Annotated in this window: 16 protein-coding genes; 3 read left to right on the top strand and 13 right to left on the bottom strand. The window is 46.8% G+C overall.

Features of this window, described 5'->3' with window-relative positions:
- The first annotated feature begins 53 nt into the window (after nt 1–53).
- The 3 genes from ACUVJL_RS22920 (at nt 54) to rpsU (ending at nt 3,157) form a co-directional block, all read left to right on the top strand.
- The gene (locus tag ACUVJL_RS22920) at nt 54–1,100 is read left to right on the top strand and encodes a PCRF domain-containing protein (protein WP_445247973.1); all 1,047 of its coding nucleotides are present in this window, start codon (nt 54–56) and stop codon (nt 1,098–1,100) included.
- A 67-nt stretch (nt 1,101–1,167) separates the two neighbouring features.
- A protein-coding gene (gene prfB, locus ACUVJL_RS22915) for a peptide chain release factor 2 (RefSeq protein ID WP_445247940.1) occupies nt 1,168–2,287 on the top strand; the annotation gives its coding sequence in 2 pieces (ribosomal slippage) (nt 1,168–1,239 and nt 1,241–2,287; 1,119 coding nt in all).
- A 675-nt stretch (nt 2,288–2,962) separates the two neighbouring features.
- Nucleotides 2,963–3,157 (top strand): 30S ribosomal protein S21, encoded by a 195-nt coding sequence (gene rpsU, locus ACUVJL_RS22910; protein ID WP_006632476.1) that lies wholly within the window; start codon nt 2,963–2,965, stop codon nt 3,155–3,157.
- Here rpsU and ACUVJL_RS22905 read toward each other — a convergent pair.
- The 13 genes from ACUVJL_RS22905 to fbp form a co-directional block, all read right to left on the bottom strand.
- Nucleotides 3,154–4,629, bottom strand: a complete 1,476-nt coding sequence (locus tag ACUVJL_RS22905) for an AtzE family amidohydrolase (protein WP_445247939.1) — start codon at nt 4,627–4,629, stop codon at nt 3,154–3,156. The two genes, rpsU and ACUVJL_RS22905, sit on opposite strands and share 4 nt — an antisense overlap.
- A 24-nt stretch (nt 4,630–4,653) precedes the next feature.
- Complete coding sequence (locus ACUVJL_RS22900; RefSeq protein WP_445247938.1) at nt 4,654–4,830, bottom strand: DUF4089 domain-containing protein; 177 nt, start codon at nt 4,828–4,830, stop codon at nt 4,654–4,656.
- Nucleotides 4,831–4,950: 120 nt separating this feature from the next.
- Nucleotides 4,951–5,391 (bottom strand): KGK domain-containing protein, encoded by a 441-nt coding sequence (locus ACUVJL_RS22895; protein ID WP_445247937.1) that lies wholly within the window; start codon nt 5,389–5,391, stop codon nt 4,951–4,953.
- A 112-nt stretch (nt 5,392–5,503) separates the two neighbouring features.
- Nucleotides 5,504–5,956: a hypothetical protein gene (locus tag ACUVJL_RS22890; RefSeq protein ID WP_445247936.1), complete on the bottom strand. Its 453-nt coding sequence runs from the start codon at nt 5,954–5,956 to the stop codon at nt 5,504–5,506.
- A gap of 11 nt (nt 5,957–5,967) precedes the next feature.
- The gene (locus ACUVJL_RS22885) at nt 5,968–6,276 is read right to left on the bottom strand and encodes a hypothetical protein (RefSeq protein WP_445247935.1); all 309 of its coding nucleotides are present in this window, start codon (nt 6,274–6,276) and stop codon (nt 5,968–5,970) included.
- Nucleotides 6,277–6,302: 26 nt separating this feature from the next.
- Nucleotides 6,303–7,571, bottom strand: coding sequence for a cytosine deaminase (gene codA / locus ACUVJL_RS22880; RefSeq protein WP_445247934.1), 1,269 nt, complete (start codon nt 7,569–7,571; stop codon nt 6,303–6,305).
- 194 nt (nt 7,572–7,765) lie between these two features.
- Nucleotides 7,766–8,257: an ureidoglycolate lyase gene (locus tag ACUVJL_RS22875; protein ID WP_445247933.1), complete on the bottom strand. Its 492-nt coding sequence runs from the start codon at nt 8,255–8,257 to the stop codon at nt 7,766–7,768.
- A 218-nt stretch (nt 8,258–8,475) separates the two neighbouring features.
- Nucleotides 8,476–9,951: a cobyrinate a,c-diamide synthase gene (locus tag ACUVJL_RS22870; protein ID WP_445247932.1), complete on the bottom strand. Its 1,476-nt coding sequence runs from the start codon at nt 9,949–9,951 to the stop codon at nt 8,476–8,478.
- 388 nt (nt 9,952–10,339) lie between these two features.
- On the bottom strand, nt 10,340–11,707 hold the full coding sequence (opcA, locus tag ACUVJL_RS22865; RefSeq protein ID WP_445247931.1) for a glucose-6-phosphate dehydrogenase assembly protein OpcA: 1,368 nt from the start codon (nt 11,705–11,707) through the stop codon (nt 10,340–10,342).
- A 164-nt stretch (nt 11,708–11,871) separates the two neighbouring features.
- Nucleotides 11,872–13,401, bottom strand: coding sequence for a glucose-6-phosphate dehydrogenase (zwf, locus tag ACUVJL_RS22860; protein WP_445247930.1), 1,530 nt, complete (start codon nt 13,399–13,401; stop codon nt 11,872–11,874).
- Nucleotides 13,402–14,742 carry a transposase gene (locus tag ACUVJL_RS22855; protein WP_333437023.1) on the bottom strand — a complete coding sequence of 447 codons (1,341 nt, stop codon included), beginning with the start codon at nt 14,740–14,742 and terminating at the stop codon, nt 13,402–13,404.
- 339 nt (nt 14,743–15,081) lie between these two features.
- A complete protein-coding gene (gene tal / locus ACUVJL_RS22850) occupies nt 15,082–16,236 on the bottom strand; it encodes a transaldolase (RefSeq protein WP_445247972.1) in 1,155 nt (384 codons plus the stop codon).
- A gap of 150 nt (nt 16,237–16,386) precedes the next feature.
- Nucleotides 16,387–17,460 (bottom strand): class 1 fructose-bisphosphatase, encoded by a 1,074-nt coding sequence (gene fbp / locus ACUVJL_RS22845; RefSeq protein ID WP_445247929.1) that lies wholly within the window; start codon nt 17,458–17,460, stop codon nt 16,387–16,389.
- Nucleotides 17,461–17,655 lie beyond the last annotated feature (195 nt).

Below are 17,655 nucleotides of genomic sequence, written 5' to 3'. Positions count from 1 at the left end.
CATCAAACACAACATCGAAACATTGTGCGATCGCCTAACCAGTCTACAAAACTATCTTTAGCTCAGCATTAACCGCCGAGAGCCAAAAGTTACAACAGCTAGCAGCACAGCCGAAATCGGGCAACAGCATCAACAACGTTGAACCGATACTGCAAGAACTAGACGCACTCCAATCCTACCAGGCAAAACTCAACCAGTGCCAAACTTGTTTAGCAGATATTCAAGCAGCAGCGGAGTTACTCGAATTTCAAGCAGACGAGGAATTAGAGCAAGAACTTCAAACTAATTTAGCTCAACTCAACTGCTCTCTCGAAGAGTGTGAATTAGAGCAATCCTTGAGCGGGCCTTGCGACAAAAATGGAGCATACCTGATAATTAGTGCAGCAATAGATGACTTAGATGCTCTAGACTGGGCACAAATGTTGCTGAGAATGTACGGTCGTTGGGGACAAAACCGAGGCTATAGAGTTATATTAGTTGAAGATTCCCTATTGGAGTATGTAGAAATTAATTCTGCTATTTTGGAAATAGGAGGAGTTAATTCTCTAACTTTGGCAATAGACGGACGTTACGCTTACGGCTATCTAAAGTCAGAAACCGGAGTGCATCTACTGAAACGTACATCGCCTTTTAATATTACCAGAAAGCAGGCGAGTTCAGTGACGGTGGAAGTTGTGCCAATGTATGTGGAACTGGAGATTCCACAGCAGGATTTAGAATTAATAATCTTGCCTCCTCCCTACGTGAGGTGTGTAATCCGAACTTTGGTGAGGATTGTTCATGTTCCTACTGGTATTTCTGCAATATCTGGGGAGGAGCGGAGTCGATTGCTAAATAGAGAAACGGCTTTGGCGCTTCTCAAAAGCAAACTGTTTGCTATTATGCAAAGACAAGGAGTTCAACAGCTTGCAGACATTCAGGGCGAGATCCTAAAAACAGTCCTTAACCAACCAATTCGGGAATATCAATTGGTCAGCGACAGCGCGAACCAGGGCAAAGTTTTGGATCTCGGTACAGGAATCCAAACAACAGCCGTCGCCGAGGTGCTCGACGGCAAAATTGACTCATTTATCAAAGCTGGTGTGCTACTGAAAAATTGATTTGCACATTTAGAGCAAAATTTCAGCTAAACTCAAAAATACACCCCACAACACCGGAGAACTCACAGTGGAAGTTCTAGACATCAAACACAATATCGAAACTTTGTCCGATCGACTGGGTGCAACCCAGGACTATCTTTGACATCCCCGCACTCACAGCCAAAATTCAAGACTTAGAGCAAATCAGCGCCCAACCAGCATTTTGGGACGACCAAGATCGAGCTCAAGAAACCCTCCAAGAACTTAATGACTTAAAATCTCATTTAGACCAATATCGCGGCTGGCAAACTACCTTGGAAGATGCTAAAGCTATTTTAGAACTGCTGGAGTTAGAAGCCGACGAGTCCCTGTTCCAAGAAGCCTCATCGAGTCTTTCTCAGTTAACCCGCGAGCTCGACCAGTGGGAACTGCAACAATTACTATCTGGGCCCTACGATGAAGGCGGCGCCGTTTTGACGATTAACGCCGGGGCCGGCGGCACAGATGCTCAAGATTGGGCCGAAATGCTGCTGCGGATGTACACCCGCTGGGGGGAAAGTCAAGGTTACAAAGTACATTTAATGGAAATTTCCGAGGGAGAGGAAGCAGGTGTTAAATCTGCTTCTTTGGAAATTGTCGGCCGCTACGCTTACGGTTACATGAGGTCGGAAAAAGGCACTCACCGCTTGGTCAGAATTTCGCCTTTTAATGCTAACGACAAGCGTCAAACCAGTTTTGCTGGCGTAGAAGTGATGCCAATTCTCGATCGATCCGTCAAGTTGGACATTCCCGAAAAAGATTTGGAAGTCACGACTTCCCGCGCGGGCGGCAAGGGCGGGCAAAATGTTAACAAGGTAGAAACCGCCGTGCGCATCGTTCACCTTCCTACTGGCTTGGCCGTGCGCTGCACTGAAGAACGCAGTCAGTTGCAAAATAAGGAAAAAGCTCTGGCATTACTCAAGGCTAGACTGTTGGTGGTTGCTAAGGAACAGCGGGCTTCGGAAATTGCCGAGATTCGCGGCGACATGGTAGAGGCAGCTTGGGGCAACCAAATTCGCAATTATGTTTTTCACCCATACCAAATGGTCAAGGATTTGCGTACAGGAGTGGAAACAACGGCCATCGAAGATGTGATGAACGGCGAATTAGACCCGTTTATTCAAGCTTACCTGCGGCAGGAAAATCAGTTGATAGCCCAACCCTCTTAACTCAATCGGCGTAAGTCCCACGCTATAACGGTACTCCGTTTAGCGCGGGGATATAAGCCGAGCAAGGTCTGGGAAAAAGATCGACAATTCCCGGATTTTCTAACAGAAACGTCTAAGATATAAGTGGTTGCGACCCACCCACTCGACTGCAAACAATAGGTCACAGTAGCAGTAATATGCTTGACCTTGGATAACTGCCAGAGAAAGGGGGAAAGAACAGACCGCTGGTTGGTAAGGTAACGCCATGCTGTAAAAAATAAGCCATGTTTGTTGCACGAAGAAAAATTTTGCCTTGGGAAACAGGGCTTCTGCGTGGGTTCCCGAAGAAGGGATAAAGGCTGCAAAGCTTTCTTATGCTGTGTAAGACTCGGATCGTCTTCAGTGACGAATACTCGGTAACGGGTATTCCCAACAGAGCAATGGCAGATGAGACACGAAGCCCGAACTATAACGGTACTCCGTTTAGTTGGGGTATTTCACACCACTACCCGCAATCAAAGGGGTTCGCAGTGAGGATTTTAGCGACCGTCAAAATTTGAGGAATCAAGTCCTCACTACAAACCAATTTTATGGTATAATTTTGAGGTTTTGGGCGATCGCCCGACCTTCAATAGGTCGCGCCGTCAAAAAGCTTGATATGATAAAACTTGATCTAACAAACACTAAGGAGAAAGAATGACCCAAGTTGTAATAGGCGAAAATGAAGGGATTGAGTCAGCCCTACGACGGTTTAAGCGGCAAGTTTCCAAAGCGGGTATTTTCCCCGACATGAGAAAGCACCGCCACTTTGAAACCCCCTTGGAAAAGCAGAAGCGCAAAGCTATTGCCAGAAGGACTAAGAGACGCTTTCACCGCAACAACAAACCCTAGAAATAGGGGTCAATTGATTCGGCAGATACAAGGCCTTGCGATTCAAGTACCGCAGCGACTCGGAGAATCACCGCTTCGCTGTAGGGAGCACCAATAATTTGTACCCCCAAGGGCAAAGCGCCGGGCCGCTGTACGGGCACGCAAAGAACGGGCAAGCCAATAAATGATAGGGGTTGGGTGAAAAGTCCGAGATTGGGACGCACTAAGATTTCTTGTCCGGCTATTACCATTTTCTCGACGCCAATTTCAGGGGCAGCTATCGGGGTTGCGGGTGCGAGGATGATGTCTGTGTGTTGGAATATTTCGCGAATTCGATCGCGGTACCACTGTCTGAATCTCTGGGCTTGCAAGTACCAAGTCGCAGGGATCAGGGTTCCCGCTAAAAAGCGATCGCGCGTGGCAGGATCGAAGTCTTGAGGGCGTGATCGCAAATTGTCCAAATGCAAGTTTCCCCCCTCGCAAGCGGTAATGATAAATGCCGCAGCCCGGGCGCGATCGGACTCCGGTATGGTGACAGTTGCAAGCCCCCCTATTTTTGGGGGGTTTGTTGTTTTTTCTGTGCCAATACCACAATTCAAGACATTTGTCAAGGCTTTAGCAACTATTTCTACAGCATCCATTGCTTCCGGTGCGGCCCCTGTAGCGAAATACCCGTCAGCAACAGCAATTCGCAATCCTTCGATGCCTTGATTTAACTGCGGCGAACAAAGTTGTGGCGGGCGTTGAGTGCAAACTGGGTCACGAGAATCAGGGCCTTGCAGGACATCGTACAGCAGCGCCATATCTCTGATCGATCGGCCAAACGGCCCCACACAATCCAAACTACTCGAAAATAAATAAGCGCCAGCCCTGGACAAACGGCCGTAAGTAGGCTTAAACCCAAAGACACCACACAAAGCAGCCGGTACACGGATGGAACCATTAGTATCAGAACCGAGAGTGACGGGTACAAAACCGGCGGCGACTGCTGCTGCGGAACCGCCGCTAGAACCGCCAGCGATGCGCGCAGTATCGCGGGGATTGCGAGTCGGCCCGTAGTGGCTGTTTTCCGTCACAAAACCGTAGGCGTACTCATCCATGTTGAGCGTACCCACGAGCACAGCCCCGGCTTGTCTGAGTCGGGCGACTACAGCCGCGTCCTGGGTAGCCGGAGGATTGCCCGCGTTGATTTTTGACCCAGCTAGAGTAGTAATTCCGGCGACATCGAACAGATTTTTGACAGCAAAGGGAACGCCTGCTAAAGGGCCTGGGTCTTGGTTATTTGCGATCGAACTATCTATATTTTCCGCTGCTGCGAGTGCGCTTGATGCAGTGATAGCAGTAAAACAATTAAAAGCCTTATCCTTAAAAGCAATCCGTTCCAAAGCAGCACTTACCGCCCCTGTAGCCGTAACCTTACCACATTTAACAGCCGCTGCCGTAGCAACCGCATCAGCCCTCTCTAAAAAACATCTGCGTTCATCTGCGTACATCTGCCCTCATCTGCGGTTAAAAATCTAAGGTTCAAACACCGGCGCGACTTCTACTTCTGGGGGTAAAGGAAACTCAGTAACGAGTCGGGCGATCGCAGCTATCCTCTCAAAGTTTACCACAACACCCGGCCGATCTTCTGGATCTAACGGTAAGTTTATCAGTTCAGCAGTGCGATCGACATATTCTTCTACATTTACCATAAGTCCCTCCCAAAAAAAACATCTGCGTACATCCGCGTTCATCCGCCCCCATCTGCGGTTAAAAATCTAAGATTCAGATATAAGTGCGATGATTATTGTATTGTAATCGCGATCGGGCTGTCAGTTATTATTGCTCAGTTTTTTGTATTCCTCTGATTCTCTGATATCATCTAAAGGAGATTTGGGCTCTAGTGGTTCATCAGGACAAAACTTTATAGATGTCTGCGTTTTCCCAGACTGGAAATTTTTATTAACTTCTATTTTAAGCTTTCCTTTTTGCCAACCTTTGGCACCAATCTTGAGAATTTGACAATCGATTCCTTCTTGAGGGGAACTCCAGTTTATATCGCCTGCATGAATTGTTGTTTCTTCGTTGAGCGACAGAGATTGCATGCGATCATATATCGAGTTGTTGATAGGTCCGTTTCCTGCTGACTTGATAGAAAGTAGTATATAAAACTTCTTAGCGACTATATCTTTAAACCTCCGCACCGTAAAAGTAGCTTGATCCAATAACAAAACATCATCCTCGCCGTCTAGCATATCATATTTTTTATTCATTTCAAATTCTTCGTTCAGTTTTTAACAAAATTCTGCTGCTTCCTCTTTTATACCATTTTAAGCTATCTGAGTCAAGGTGGTAAAGAAACAATTTGCGATCGCACTTTTCCACTCAAACACTGACAGTTTCCCGCAACTTCTCAACGGCAACATCCAGCGGAGGCAAAGTAAAATCCTCAGCATCCATCAATTCCTTAACCTTCTCAAAAATCTCAACCTCCGCCTCTTCCTGATCCGTCAGCTTATCATAAAAACAAGGGTCAGTAAACCACTGCTCAAAAGCAATCCTTAAGACCCCATTCTGGTCAAGCATAAACTGCCAATACTTAGAAACTCGGTTATCAACTACTTCAAACAGCGGTGCCGGAGTCTGTATGGGATAATAGCTGTAATTATCATCACAAATATAGTACCAAACTATTCCCTGCCACGATCGGATAGCATAGACAACATATTCCTTGCCAACAGTCAACGGCAATTCAATCTTTTTAGTATAACCTCGGGCAGGATCGATATAATTTTCCGGTAGGACTTGCCCAGTATTAGCAATACAGCGAACAATCATAACTTATATACCTATAAATTCTTAGGGGCTACTTTAGGATATTGTCGTTTGAACTTTAATTCAACTTGTTGCAAAATTTTTGCATTTTCAAACCAGTGTACTTGTACGGAAGCTCCATTAATTACAAAAGCCTGAATGCTAGTTATTTTGTACCAGTCTTCGGGATTACCTCCATAGAGGGCAACCAGTCTGGAAACATCCCCTAGTATATCGTCAGGCCCGCCCTGAATTGCTCTACAATTACCAGCCTTAGCATCTTGCAGTAGCAGTTGCTCCGGCAAATTTCTCGGACTCTCATCGGGAATAGCACCTTGATTCACAATTTAACAGATTAAAATATTGTTTATCAAACCGAATAAAAACTCATTTTAGCAGGTGCAGTTTCCGCCAGCAACTTACCCCGCGAAATCACATACCGAACCGCAGCGCGCCTCCTAATTGCATCATAACAATCCTCAGCATCCAACACAATCAAATTTGCAGGTTTACCCGCCTCTATCCCATAATTATCATCTCCCAGATTGAGAGTTTTAGCACCGTTGACAGTCACCATATTAAAACAAGCTGCAATCTCAGCCATTCCCGTCATCTGACAAATATGAACCGCCATATGAGCGACATCCAACATATTTCCCGTACCTAAACTATACCAAGGATCTTGCACGCAGTCGTGGCCAAAACTCACATTCAATCCCTGCTGCCACAACTCCTTAACCCGCGTCACCCCACGGCGTTTGGGATAAGTATCAGCGCGGCCTTGCAGGGTGATATTAATTAAAGGATTGGCGATGAAATTAATTCCCGATTTTGCCAAACTTCCCATCAGCTTAAAAGCATAAGCATTGTTATAAGAACCAAAAGCCGTCGTGTGGCTAGCCGTCACCCGCGAACCAGCCCCGCTTCTAATCGCACAAGCTGCTACCACCTCCAAAAATCTCGACTGTTCATCATCGATTTCATCGCAGTGAACATCTATTAATCTATTGTATTTTTCAGCAAGTTCAAAAATTCGCTCAACCGACTTCACCCCATCTTCCCGCGTCAACTCATAATGCGGAATCCCGCCCACAGCATCCGCACCCATATCCAGAGATTTCTCTAAAAGTTTGTCATTTTCTGGACTTCCGTAAATCCCGTCTTGGGGAAAAGCCACAACTTGCAGAGTCATCCAATCTTTGACTTGTTCACGAACTTCCAAAAGTCCTTGCAAAGCAGTCAGCGTCGGTTCGCTAACATCAGCGTGACTCCTGACAAACAAAATCCCTTGAGACGCTTGCAGCCTTAAAGTTTCTACAGCCCGTTTTTTGACATCATCCAGAGTTAAACATTGCTTTCGTTCCCCCCAGATTTGAATTCCCTCGAACAAAGTGCCGCTTTCATTCCATCGCGGTTCCCCCGCAGTCAAAGCCGAATCGAGATGAATGTGCGACTCCACAAAAGGAGGACTAACTAAATTGCCTTGAATGTCGATTTCGCGTTCGCCAACTTCTGATATCCGAGGCGAAACGGCGACTATTTGGTCATCCTCGATAGCAATATCAACCCTTGGGCGATCTTCACCCGCACCTAACAAACGACATTCGCGCAGAACAATGCTATACTTTTGCTCAGACATAACAATTGCACTTAATTTAACACTTGTAAACTTTATCCTTCAAGCGTAGCCATTCAGCCTAGTGAGACCAAAAGAATTCCCCAATCACTTGCGAACCTCATCCTTCTCCCCCTCTGCGTCCTCTGCGCCCTCTGCGGTTAAAAAATCTTACTCAAAAATCACCAAAAAGAAAGCGCAACTACAAATCGCCAACATCAGACAATCTCAAACTCCAGATTGTGATTTTTCACAAAATCAAAAGTAAAATGGTCAACCACATTAGTATCGCTCAATTCCAGATTGTAAAAATCCACAAAATCCGCATCAAAATACGGCCCAGAGTGCCAAGTCCCCACATCTAACTTAATAAAACAATTGCCCGGAATCCGAAAAGCAACAATATCATCTAAACTCGGTTTATCGCTATCCCCAGGAGGCGCAACCGCCATCAACCAATCCTTCCCCTCCAAAGAACCCAAACACTGAGTACATTGAACGTGCCGCGTAATTTTGCCAAACTTGCGACCTTCCTTCTGGAGCCGCATAATGTAAAATCTAGGAACACCATTTTGCAAATTTAACTGAGCGTCCTCAGCATCGAAAGACTTGCCATCAACAGCCGCAAAGATAACTTGACCGTAACGCCGAAAATTCTCCCGTGTCACCCATTGTGCAAACAACTGCTTAGTCGAAATTGATTCGCTCATAAATCCCAACATCCCTAGCTTTCTCCGTCATAAATATTCTAATATAAATAGTAAGACCACTTTATTTCTACTCTGGGCGCAGCTAAAAACCAACCTTTCGACTCATCCCACAAAAAAATAAACAAGATTGCTTTCATTCGATCGCCCTTATTGAAATTAATCTGCGTTAATCTGTGTTTATCTGCCTGACATCTGCGGTTTCTGTATCAACCTTACAATCACGCATCAGCACAATGTTGCAAAAAACGAGCCGGAATATCACGACGAGCACCCCAATGCAAATGCAAATAAGAAGCGTGTACCTGACAAACTCCCCAACCTTCAGCAACCGCCTCAACCTCCCCCCGCTTCCCATACCTCCAACTGTGATAAACTGGATTACTCGGTTCCACAGTTAAATGCGATCGATGAAACTCATGTCCCCAAACCTCATCAAGAGCCGTTAACACCGAACTATCCCTCAGCGCCACAGCTTCTCGGTATCCCAGCGTCAAACGCTTACCCATCGCAGCAGAAGTTTGCAACACCCCCACCCCTTGCCAAGAATTGCCATCGAAGTCTACAATAGAATCGCACAAGTACATCAAACCGCCGCACTCCGCATAAGTCGGCATTCCCGAAAAAATCGCATTTCTTACCGCATCCCGAATTAAAACATTACCGCTCAATTTTTGAGCAAACACCTCGGGAAAACCACCACCAAAATATAACCCTTGCACATTGTTAGGAAAAACCGAGTCATCAAGGGGGCTCCAAAATACCAACTCGGCACCCAACTCTTCCAACAAATCAAGATTGTCCTGATAGTAAAAATTAAAAGCCCGATCGCGCGCAACTGCAATCCTCACTCCAAATTGTTTTCCCAAAGAGTTGACAACATCATCTTTTTGAGTTATAATTCCCGAAGGGAGACTGTGTCTACCCGAAAGTTGCTCAGACCCCTCACCCCCCCCATTTCCAGTTGCAGCCAACAAAGGCAAAAGTTGGTCCCAGTCAAAACTAACAGCAGCCAAATCAGCCAGTTTATCGATCGCAGCATGAAGATTCGGCAACTCCTCAGCAGGAATCAGCCCCAAATGTCGATCGGGAATAGTAACAGCCTCATCCCGCCGCAGCACCCCCAAAATCGGTAAATTGAGGGGTTTGAGAGCATCTTGAAGCAGTTCCAAATGTCGATCGCTCGCCACCCGATTCAGCACCAAACCAGCAAATTTAAGGTCAGGGTTAAAAGAACGAAAACCGTGGGCGATCGCAGCCACAGAACCAGAGAGCCTGCTGCAATCTATCACAAACAATACCGGCAAATTCAGCAAATAAGCCACATGAGCCGTAGAAGCAAAGGAAATAGAATAATTTTGTTCTGCTTCTGGCGACTCCCATCGCAATTCTTCCTTCTCTTCTTTCTTCCGAGAAACACCGTCAAATAAACCCATTACCCCTTCAACCAAGGCACAATTAACATCTTGAATATGACGAGAAAAACACTTTTTTACATAAGATTCAGACGTTAATACCGGGTCTAAATTCCGACAGGGGCGACCAGTAACAAAAGCATGAAACATCGGGTCAATGTAATCGGGACCAACCTTAAAAGATTGAACATTCAAGCCGCGGCGGATTAAATAAGCTAAAAGGGCGATCGTCACAGTCGTCTTTCCCGCACCGCTGCGTTCGGCAGCAATTACTAAAGCCATAGTTCTAGTTAGTTAAAATAAATAATAGATAAGATTGCCAAAGTCGCTTTCCAATCAGGAAATTATCTGCGTTTATCTGTGTTAATCTGCCTTGCATCTGCGGTTTCTGTATCAATCAAAGATTTATGCAATCCTTCATCATAAAAATAGACAGTTGATAAAGTTATGAGTATTGCTCTCGAACCGCTAAAATAATAACTATTTAACGAACCGCGAAGACGCCAAGAGCGCGAAGGAAGAAAAGAGAAGAATAAAAGTAGGGCAGACATTGCCTGCCCCACTGAATGTTAACTCAATCCGTCTTGCTTATTTTTTTCTCCTTTCTCCTGATTCCACCCATCCGTTACATCCGTTACATCCGCTACACAATCCGTTGCCGAACTTCTTTTTACTGTTTAGCTAACTTCAGGATTTGAGCCGTCACGGCCAAACTTTCTTCGTAAAGCACATCTCGACCCCAACTCTGCAGGTGCTGACCCAGCAACTGTTCCGTCACCTGGTCGAACAGAGGAGTCACCTGGTTAAAGCGATCGGTTTGAGCGCCACCTTTCGTTTCCATCCGCATACAGCCGCCCGCTTCCGAACACAGAACTGTACCGCAGTCAGCCTTTTCGTTCGTAGAATTCAAACGCAGAGCAATCAAATCGCCCGGGACATCGCCCCAATCAGCAGTAGGAATAGCAGCCAACTCGGCTTCTACCACCCGTTCGTCGGGACCGGCGAATTTAATTCGCTTGATTTGGTAATCGCCCTCTTCTTGTTTGAAAGCAACAGGCCGCCACTGAAGCCGGCTCGCCAGCCAGCCCAAATACATCAGCGCTTGAGTAGAATTTCCTTTTTCGTAATCGATCGTCACCCGATCGATTTCCCGAATCGCCGCGCGACGTTCCGGGGCGTCAAAAGCCTCAGCAGCCAACTCTTGCCACGCGGCCAACCGGCGCCAATTGAGATCGGCGATCGGAATGCCCTCCTCGATCAGACTTTGCATCAACAGCAATTCAGCTTCAGACTCGGCAAAGCTGCTAGAGTCAACAATCACAGAACTGCTAGTTGCCGCCAGCCGCTGGAACAAACCTCGATCGGCATCGGGATTCGCTTTCCACCACAGCAGCGTCGGCAAATCCGGGATCGTCAACGCCGTCACGATGCCGCTCACCCGTTCCAGAGCAGCTTCCGTACCCCGGAGCGTAATGTACTCGCAGCAGATCAGATTGCCACTGTTGCGCTTGTGAACCGGACAATAAGCAGCTACTTGAGCCTGCACGCCCCTATCTTCCCCCGCCGTCGGGCACAGAGCAATAATCCGGCAGGGATTCGCAGCCACGATCGCGTCAGCCACCCCCGAACCCCCGGAACCCAAGCCTGGCGCGCCCAACTTGCTGTCACCATTGGAATTTTTGCGAGCCACTTCTTCCCGCAAAGTCGCCAGCAATTCCGCGTTAGCTTTGCCAGTTCTCGGCAGTCCGTAAGCTTTTTGAGCAGCCCTGATGCTAGATGCCGTCATCGGCCCGGTAATACCGTCCACTGGCCCTTCGTAAAACCCCAGATCCGCCAATAACTGCTGAGTTTCTTCGGGTTCGTAGACTACAAAAGTAAACGTTGTTGCCCTAGTAGCGATCGGAAAATCGCCCTTTGACCCAGATTCTCTGTAACTTTCCCAGATTTGACTCAATTCTGCCTCTATCTGGTCGATCGACACATCTTTAGGATTTTGCAGCGAAACCAGAGGCGGAGCTTTCATCGGTGTCATCGTCATAAATCTTTTCTCCTTTGTCAGTTTTTAGTCCTTGGTCATCAGTCATTAGTTCAGTAGTCCTGGAACTCCCAAAATTTTAGACCCTAGTTTAAGCTCTCAGATTCATCTGTGCAGTAAATCTAAAATCTAAAATCTAAAATCTAAAATCTAAAATCGACTGACTCTTAAAGTCTGCGCCACTTGCGGCCGTCTCTGTTAATTAGCAGTTCTGCTTCCGTCGGTTCCCAAGTACCCGCTTCGTATTTAGGAACCAACTCCTGTTCGTTGGACGATTCCCAAGCCATCAGCGCCGGCGTTACCACCCGCCAAGCTTCTTCCACTTCATCAGAGCGGGTAAACAAAGTTTGGTCGCCCAGCATACAGTCAATTAACAGTCGATCGTAAGCATCCGAAGATGTCACCCCAAAGGAAGAACCGTAACTGAAATCCATATCCACCGTCCGCGTCCGCAAATCCGGCCCCGGCATTTTCGCCTCGAACCTCAGCGAAATCCCCTCATTGGGATGCACGCGCATGGTCAAAACGTTAGGAGTAGTTTGTTGGGCGGCGGACTGAAAAATTAACAGCGGCACTTCCCGAAACTGAATCGCAATTTCGCTAACTTTTTTCGGCAACCGTTTGCCGGTTCGCAGGTAGAAAGGCACTCCCTGCCAGCGCCAGTTGTCAATCATAAACTTCATCGCCACAAAAGTCGGCGTTGTCGAGTTGGCAGCAACCCCCGGTTCTTCGTGATATCCTGGCACCGGTTTGCCCTTCATCCAACCCGCGGAATATTGACCCCGAATCGCTGAGAACTCTAAGTTATTCAAATCTGCCAAGCGAGTTGCTTGCAGAACTTTCATCTTTTCGGTGCGGATGCTGTCAGCGTCCAAGGAATTCGGTGGTTCCATCGCCGTCAGACAGAAAATCTGCATCAAGTGGTTTTGCAGCATATCCCGCAACGCCCCAGAGGATTCGTAGTAACCCGCCCGGTCTTCTACGCCTACTGTTTCTGCAACTGTAATCTGTACGTGATCGACAAATTGCCGATTCCACAGCGGTTCAAAAATCGCGTTCGCAAACCGGAACACCATTAAATTCTGAACAGTTTCTTTACCCAAATAGTGGTCGATTCGGTAAACTTGCTGTTCTTGGCAAACCTTCTGCACGACTCGGTTGAGAGCTTTTGCCGAACTCAAGTCGCGGCCGAAGGGTTTTTCAATTACCAAGCGGTTTTTTACTGGATCTGCCAGCATTTGAGCCGCGCCCAGTTGCCTAATTGCTTCTGGGAAAAAGTTCGGGGAAACTGAGAGATAAAATATGTGATTGCCACGAGTTCTCCTTTCTTCGTCGAGTTCCGCTAAGAAAGCTTTGAGTTTTTGATAGCTTTCGGGGTTGTCTATGTCGCCGGGACAATAGAACAAACCCTGAGCAAAGTCTTCCCAAAATTCTTCATTGCCAATGCCGCCGCCAAATTCTTCAATGCCTTCGCGCATTTGCTCGCGGAAGTAATCGTGACTCCAAGGGCGGCGGGCTACTCCCACCACGGTTGTTTCCGGTGGCAAGCGCCGATCGCGCTTCATCTGATAAATTGCTGGTACCAGTTTGCGCTGGGTCAGATCCCCAGATGCTCCGAAGATTACCAGAATTTGTGGTTCCGGCACCCGTTCTTTGCGTAAACCTACGCGCAACGGATTTTCAAGTAGCGTTACCATTTATTTTCCTTTTTCTAGAGCTGTTAGTCTTGCTAATACACCATGATAGTTTGCGTTGATACTCCCCATACCGTTCATGCCAGGGGATTCTTGAAGAACCCAAAGTCGGATTTTCAAAGGCGCTATCAATTCGCCGCTACCGATTCTACTAAGATTTAACCCCAGTTTCACCGCTACTTTTCTGATAATATTAGCCGCACCGTTACAGTCGGCATTAATTTTTGTTCCGTCCGCAGAGCGATATAATCCGCGAGTTACTCTCTTTCCTGATTCTGTCCACCCTTCAGTTTTTTCACCGAACGTAGGTAGTGAATCATTGTCTAGAAAACTCGCCTTTGAGGTATAAGACTCTTCGGTTTCTACGAACTTAATTCCGTACTCCAGACACAACTGAGATATTTTTTTCTTCAATCTACCTGTTGGAATTTGAACAAACTTTTGATTGGTCTTTGCCCCCATATTTTTATTTTGTTTTTGGTCTTGGTTCCATCCAAAAACTATTGTGCCGATTTGATTCTCAATACAGTGATTTACAACGATCCTTGCTGCTTTATTCACCGCATCTCTAACCTGACGGTTTCTCTTCTCCGTAATCCTAGCCAATTGATTAGACCAGAATCCTTGAGGCTGATTTTCCTTGAGAACAGAGATTCGCTTGTTGTACCACTGATTCAATGACTTTAAATGCAGTCCATCAATAATAAAAGAAGTTCCTACGTTAGATACGCCAGTCAACCAGTTATTGATTCCGTGGTCTAACCCCAATACACTTTCAGGATTTACCTCAACCTCACGAGATTCCGATTGGTACACAAACTCTGCATAGAAACATCTATTTCTGGGAAGAATCCGAATTTCAACCAACTTCTTGTAATCCAGGTTTGAGGGCATCGGTATAAAAAATTCGCCAATCCCGAACCATATCTTAACCTTGCGTCCCAATGGAAATCGTAACATCCCATTTTTTAGTTTGACATCAGCCCTGGGAAATGTAACTGATTTAAGGGAATTTTTTTTGTATCCAGGTAGTCTTGGGTGTTGCATTACCGTCCCAGATTTGATACCTTTCAAAAGCCCAATATACGATCTGAATGATTCGGCGACGCTAGTCAATGTCTGCTGTGCCGTATGAGAATAGAGTGCTTTGAAATGCAGGTTTGACTTGAACATTTTATGGAAGTCGTACTTACCGGGAATTTTTCCAGTCTTGAAATACAACTGACGACCGTAGTACAGCGCACAATTTGCTAACTTATTCGACTCACTACAGATAAATTCTAGAACCGCTTTCAGACTAGAGTCAGGATTGACTAAGTTTTGCTGACATCTATAGTTAGACATTCTTTTGATTCTCAATGTATTGCTTGACAACAGAGAGAGCTACCAACTATACAGGACAAAATAACTATTTGTCCTGTATAGTTGGTAATCTGCGTTCGCCAGGGGCTTGCGTCTCGTTCTTCGGTCACAATCATGCCTCAGCGGTTGGAAATGGAAAATTCGAGTTGTATCTCTGGCTAAATTCCTGCTCTGGGACAGAGGATTTTTTTTTGGGGGGGGAAATGAGCGCAATTGCGCTCATTTTTCCGACAGAGAATTGACAACTCAGCATTTAGGAACCAAAACAATTATCTACTCCGAGTCCTAAATGCTTCTGCCTTCAACGATACAGATATCCTTTTAGACGACGGGTGCGAGCCTCTTAACTTTCTCTTCCAAGGAATCCATCAGGGATTGGAAGGGGCTGACAAATTTATCAATCCCGTCGAGGAGCAAGTCTGCCATCACTTGGTCTAAGTTGATGTCGATGTCGGGATCTTTGAGACTTTCGATCAGGGTGTAAGCTTCTGCAACATTGCTCTCAATCCGGGGTGCGACATCGCAGTGATCGAAACAAGCTTCAACGGTGTTCGGCGGCAAAGTGTTAACCGTGTCGGGGCCGATTAGTTCATCGACGTACATGACATCGCTGTAGTTGGGGTTTTTGGTGCTGGTGGAAGCCCACAGCAAGCGCTGCACTTTCGCTCCCTTGGCCGCTAAAGCTTGCCAGCGATCGCTCGCTACGATCTCTTTATACTTCTGGTAAGCTACCTTCGCATTGGCGATCGCAACTTTCCCCTTCACCGCTTCCAGTTTGGCTTTTGAGGAAATATCTGTGACATTTTTGAGTTTCTCATCAATCTTGCCATCGATATTGATGTCGATCCGGCTCAAGAAGAAACTGGCAACAGAAGCAATATTGCTCACATCCAAACCTTTAGCCACCCGCGCTTCCAAACCGCGAATGTAAGCCCAGAAGGTTTCGACGTAGCTGTCAACCGAGAACAGCAAAGTCACGTTAACGTTAATCCCTTCGCTGATGACTTGCTCGACTGCGGGCAAACCTTGAGCAGTTCCGGGAATCTTAATCATCACGTTTTCTTTGCCGAGGGCTTTATAATAGCGCACGGCTTCGCTAATCGTGCTTTCTGTGTCGTTGGCGATCGTCGGTGGCACTTCGATACTGATGTAACCGTCCAAACCCTTCGACTCTGCGTAAACCGGGGCGAAGATGTCGCAAGCGTTGCGGATATCTTCAAATACCAGAGATTCATAAATCTCCATTACAGATTTGCCCGCCCGGATGCCCGCTTCGATATCCGCGTCGTAAATCACATTACCCGCGATCGCTTTCTCGAAAATCGCCGGATTAGATGTGATCCCCCGCAGTCCCCGACTTTCAATCATCTGTTTGAGTTCGCCGGACTCGATCAGATTGCGAGTCAAATTGTCCATCCAGATGCTTTGGCCAATTTCTTTGATTTCTAACAGGTGATTCGTTGGCGTTGTCGTCATTACTGTAACTCCTACAATTTGATAGTTGTTAATTGGGACTTTAGGATCGGGTCTAAAAGCATTGGGCATTGCTTAGTTGTTAGTTGTTAGTTGTGATTTTTTGGTTCTAATGACTAATAACTAATGACTAATAACTAATGACTAATGACTTCACTGTTCGACTGTTCTAGGATTGCGCGATCGATCTTGAATAAAAGACTCCACCATCGCTACATTTTCTTTACTACCGACAATCAAGGGCGATCGCTCGTGCAGTTTGGTCGGCACAACGTCTAAGATATCTTGAGTCCCCGTACTGGCGCGCCCGCCGGCTTGCTCCATCAAAAACGCCAAAGGAGCCGATTCGTAAAGCAAACGCAATTTGCCCTGCGGTTGTTTGACCGTTCCGGGGTACAAAAACACGCCTCCCTGGAATAAAATCCGGTGGAAATCTCCCACCAAAGCCCCCCCGTACCGGGCGGTGTAGCCTTCGCTGCGGTGTACGTAGCGAATGTAGTCTCTCAAAGATTCCTCCCACTGCCAGAAGTTCCCTTCATTAACGCTGTAAATCGGGCCGCGATCGGGAACCTTAATGTTTTCGTTAGCCAGAATAAACTCGCCTAAACTCGGATCGAGGGTAAAGGAATGAACGCCCTGACCGATCGAATAAACCAGCATGGTACTAGGGCCGTAGAGCACGTAGCCAGCCGCAATTTGTTTGCGTCCGTGTTGCAGCAAGTCAGAAGCAGAACCGTCTTCATCCTCCCCCTCTTGCTTGCGGATGCTGAATATTGAGCCGACATTGAGATTGATGTCAAGATTGGAAGAACCGTCTATGGGGTCGTAGAGCAGACTGTAACGCCCGATCGGACAATTTTCGGGAATGTAATAGGGTTTTTCCATTTCCTCCGAAGCCAAGCGGCAGACAAGTCCGCTTTGCTGGAATACCGAGATAAAAACTTCATTGGCATAAATATCCATCTTTTTGACGGATTCTCCCTGCACGTTCACAGCCCCTGTAAACCCTAAAGCATCTTCCATTAACCCGGCTCTGCTGAGCCGCCTCGCGATCAGCTTTGCAGCTAGCCCGATGCGATTCATCAGGGCACTGAGATCCTGAGCATCTGCTGAAAAGCTATGGAGTTGCTGGAGTACGTGACGGGATAGAGTTGTGCAATCGCGGTCTAAGGATTGTACCTGCTCGGTCGGGCCCAGGCGGGCTTCCCCTGTCGGCGCGTTTACCATGATTTTGATGTCCTCCCTGTCTTGTGGCTGGCTCGTTTGGGATTTTTCAGGTGCTTCACACTTGCTCCTGAATCGGCTGTTAGGTCGATCGTCCCCTAACTTCTATCTTAGGAAGGGTTTTGCGATCGGGGGTGGAACTTTAGGTGAATTTTAGATCCACATCGAAAATTGAGGAGTTCGATCGAGTGTTGAGTC

It is taken from the genome of Microcoleus sp. OTE_8_concoct_300 (assembly GCF_031383065.1).
Lineage (GTDB): Bacteria > Cyanobacteriota > Cyanobacteriia > Cyanobacteriales > Microcoleaceae > Microcoleus.
Note: the sequence above shows the minus strand (reverse complement) of the source record. Positions and strands in the feature narration are given on the sequence as shown.

What these genes read in the sequence shown, in the direction of transcription:
- zwf (WP_445247930.1), bottom strand. Translation starts at nt 13,401, where the DNA reads ATGGTAACGCTACTTGAAAATCCGTTGCGCGTAGGTTTACGCAAAGAA.
- ACUVJL_RS22870 (WP_445247932.1), bottom strand. Translation starts at nt 9,951, where the DNA reads ATGGCTTTAGTAATTGCTGCCGAACGCAGCGGTGCGGGAAAGACGACT.
- opcA (WP_445247931.1), bottom strand. Translation starts at nt 11,707, where the DNA reads ATGACGATGACACCGATGAAAGCTCCGCCTCTGGTTTCGCTGCAAAAT.
- rpsU (WP_006632476.1), top strand. Translation starts at nt 2,963, where the DNA reads ATGACCCAAGTTGTAATAGGCGAAAATGAAGGGATTGAGTCAGCCCTA.
- tal (WP_445247972.1), bottom strand. Translation starts at nt 16,236, where the DNA reads ATGACGACAACGCCAACGAATCACCTGTTAGAAATCAAAGAAATTGGC.
- ACUVJL_RS22905 (WP_445247939.1), bottom strand. Translation starts at nt 4,629, where the DNA reads ATGTACGCAGATGAACGCAGATGTTTTTTAGAGAGGGCTGATGCGGTT.
- ACUVJL_RS22900 (WP_445247938.1), bottom strand. Translation starts at nt 4,830, where the DNA reads ATGGTAAATGTAGAAGAATATGTCGATCGCACTGCTGAACTGATAAAC.
- ACUVJL_RS22890 (WP_445247936.1), bottom strand. Translation starts at nt 5,956, where the DNA reads ATGATTGTTCGCTGTATTGCTAATACTGGGCAAGTCCTACCGGAAAAT.
- ACUVJL_RS22875 (WP_445247933.1), bottom strand. Translation starts at nt 8,257, where the DNA reads ATGAGCGAATCAATTTCGACTAAGCAGTTGTTTGCACAATGGGTGACA.
- ACUVJL_RS22855 (WP_333437023.1), bottom strand. Translation starts at nt 14,742, where the DNA reads ATGTCTAACTATAGATGTCAGCAAAACTTAGTCAATCCTGACTCTAGT.
- codA (WP_445247934.1), bottom strand. Translation starts at nt 7,571, where the DNA reads ATGTCTGAGCAAAAGTATAGCATTGTTCTGCGCGAATGTCGTTTGTTA.
- ACUVJL_RS22895 (WP_445247937.1), bottom strand. Translation starts at nt 5,391, where the DNA reads ATGAATAAAAAATATGATATGCTAGACGGCGAGGATGATGTTTTGTTA.
- fbp (WP_445247929.1), bottom strand. Translation starts at nt 17,460, where the DNA reads ATGGTAAACGCGCCGACAGGGGAAGCCCGCCTGGGCCCGACCGAGCAG.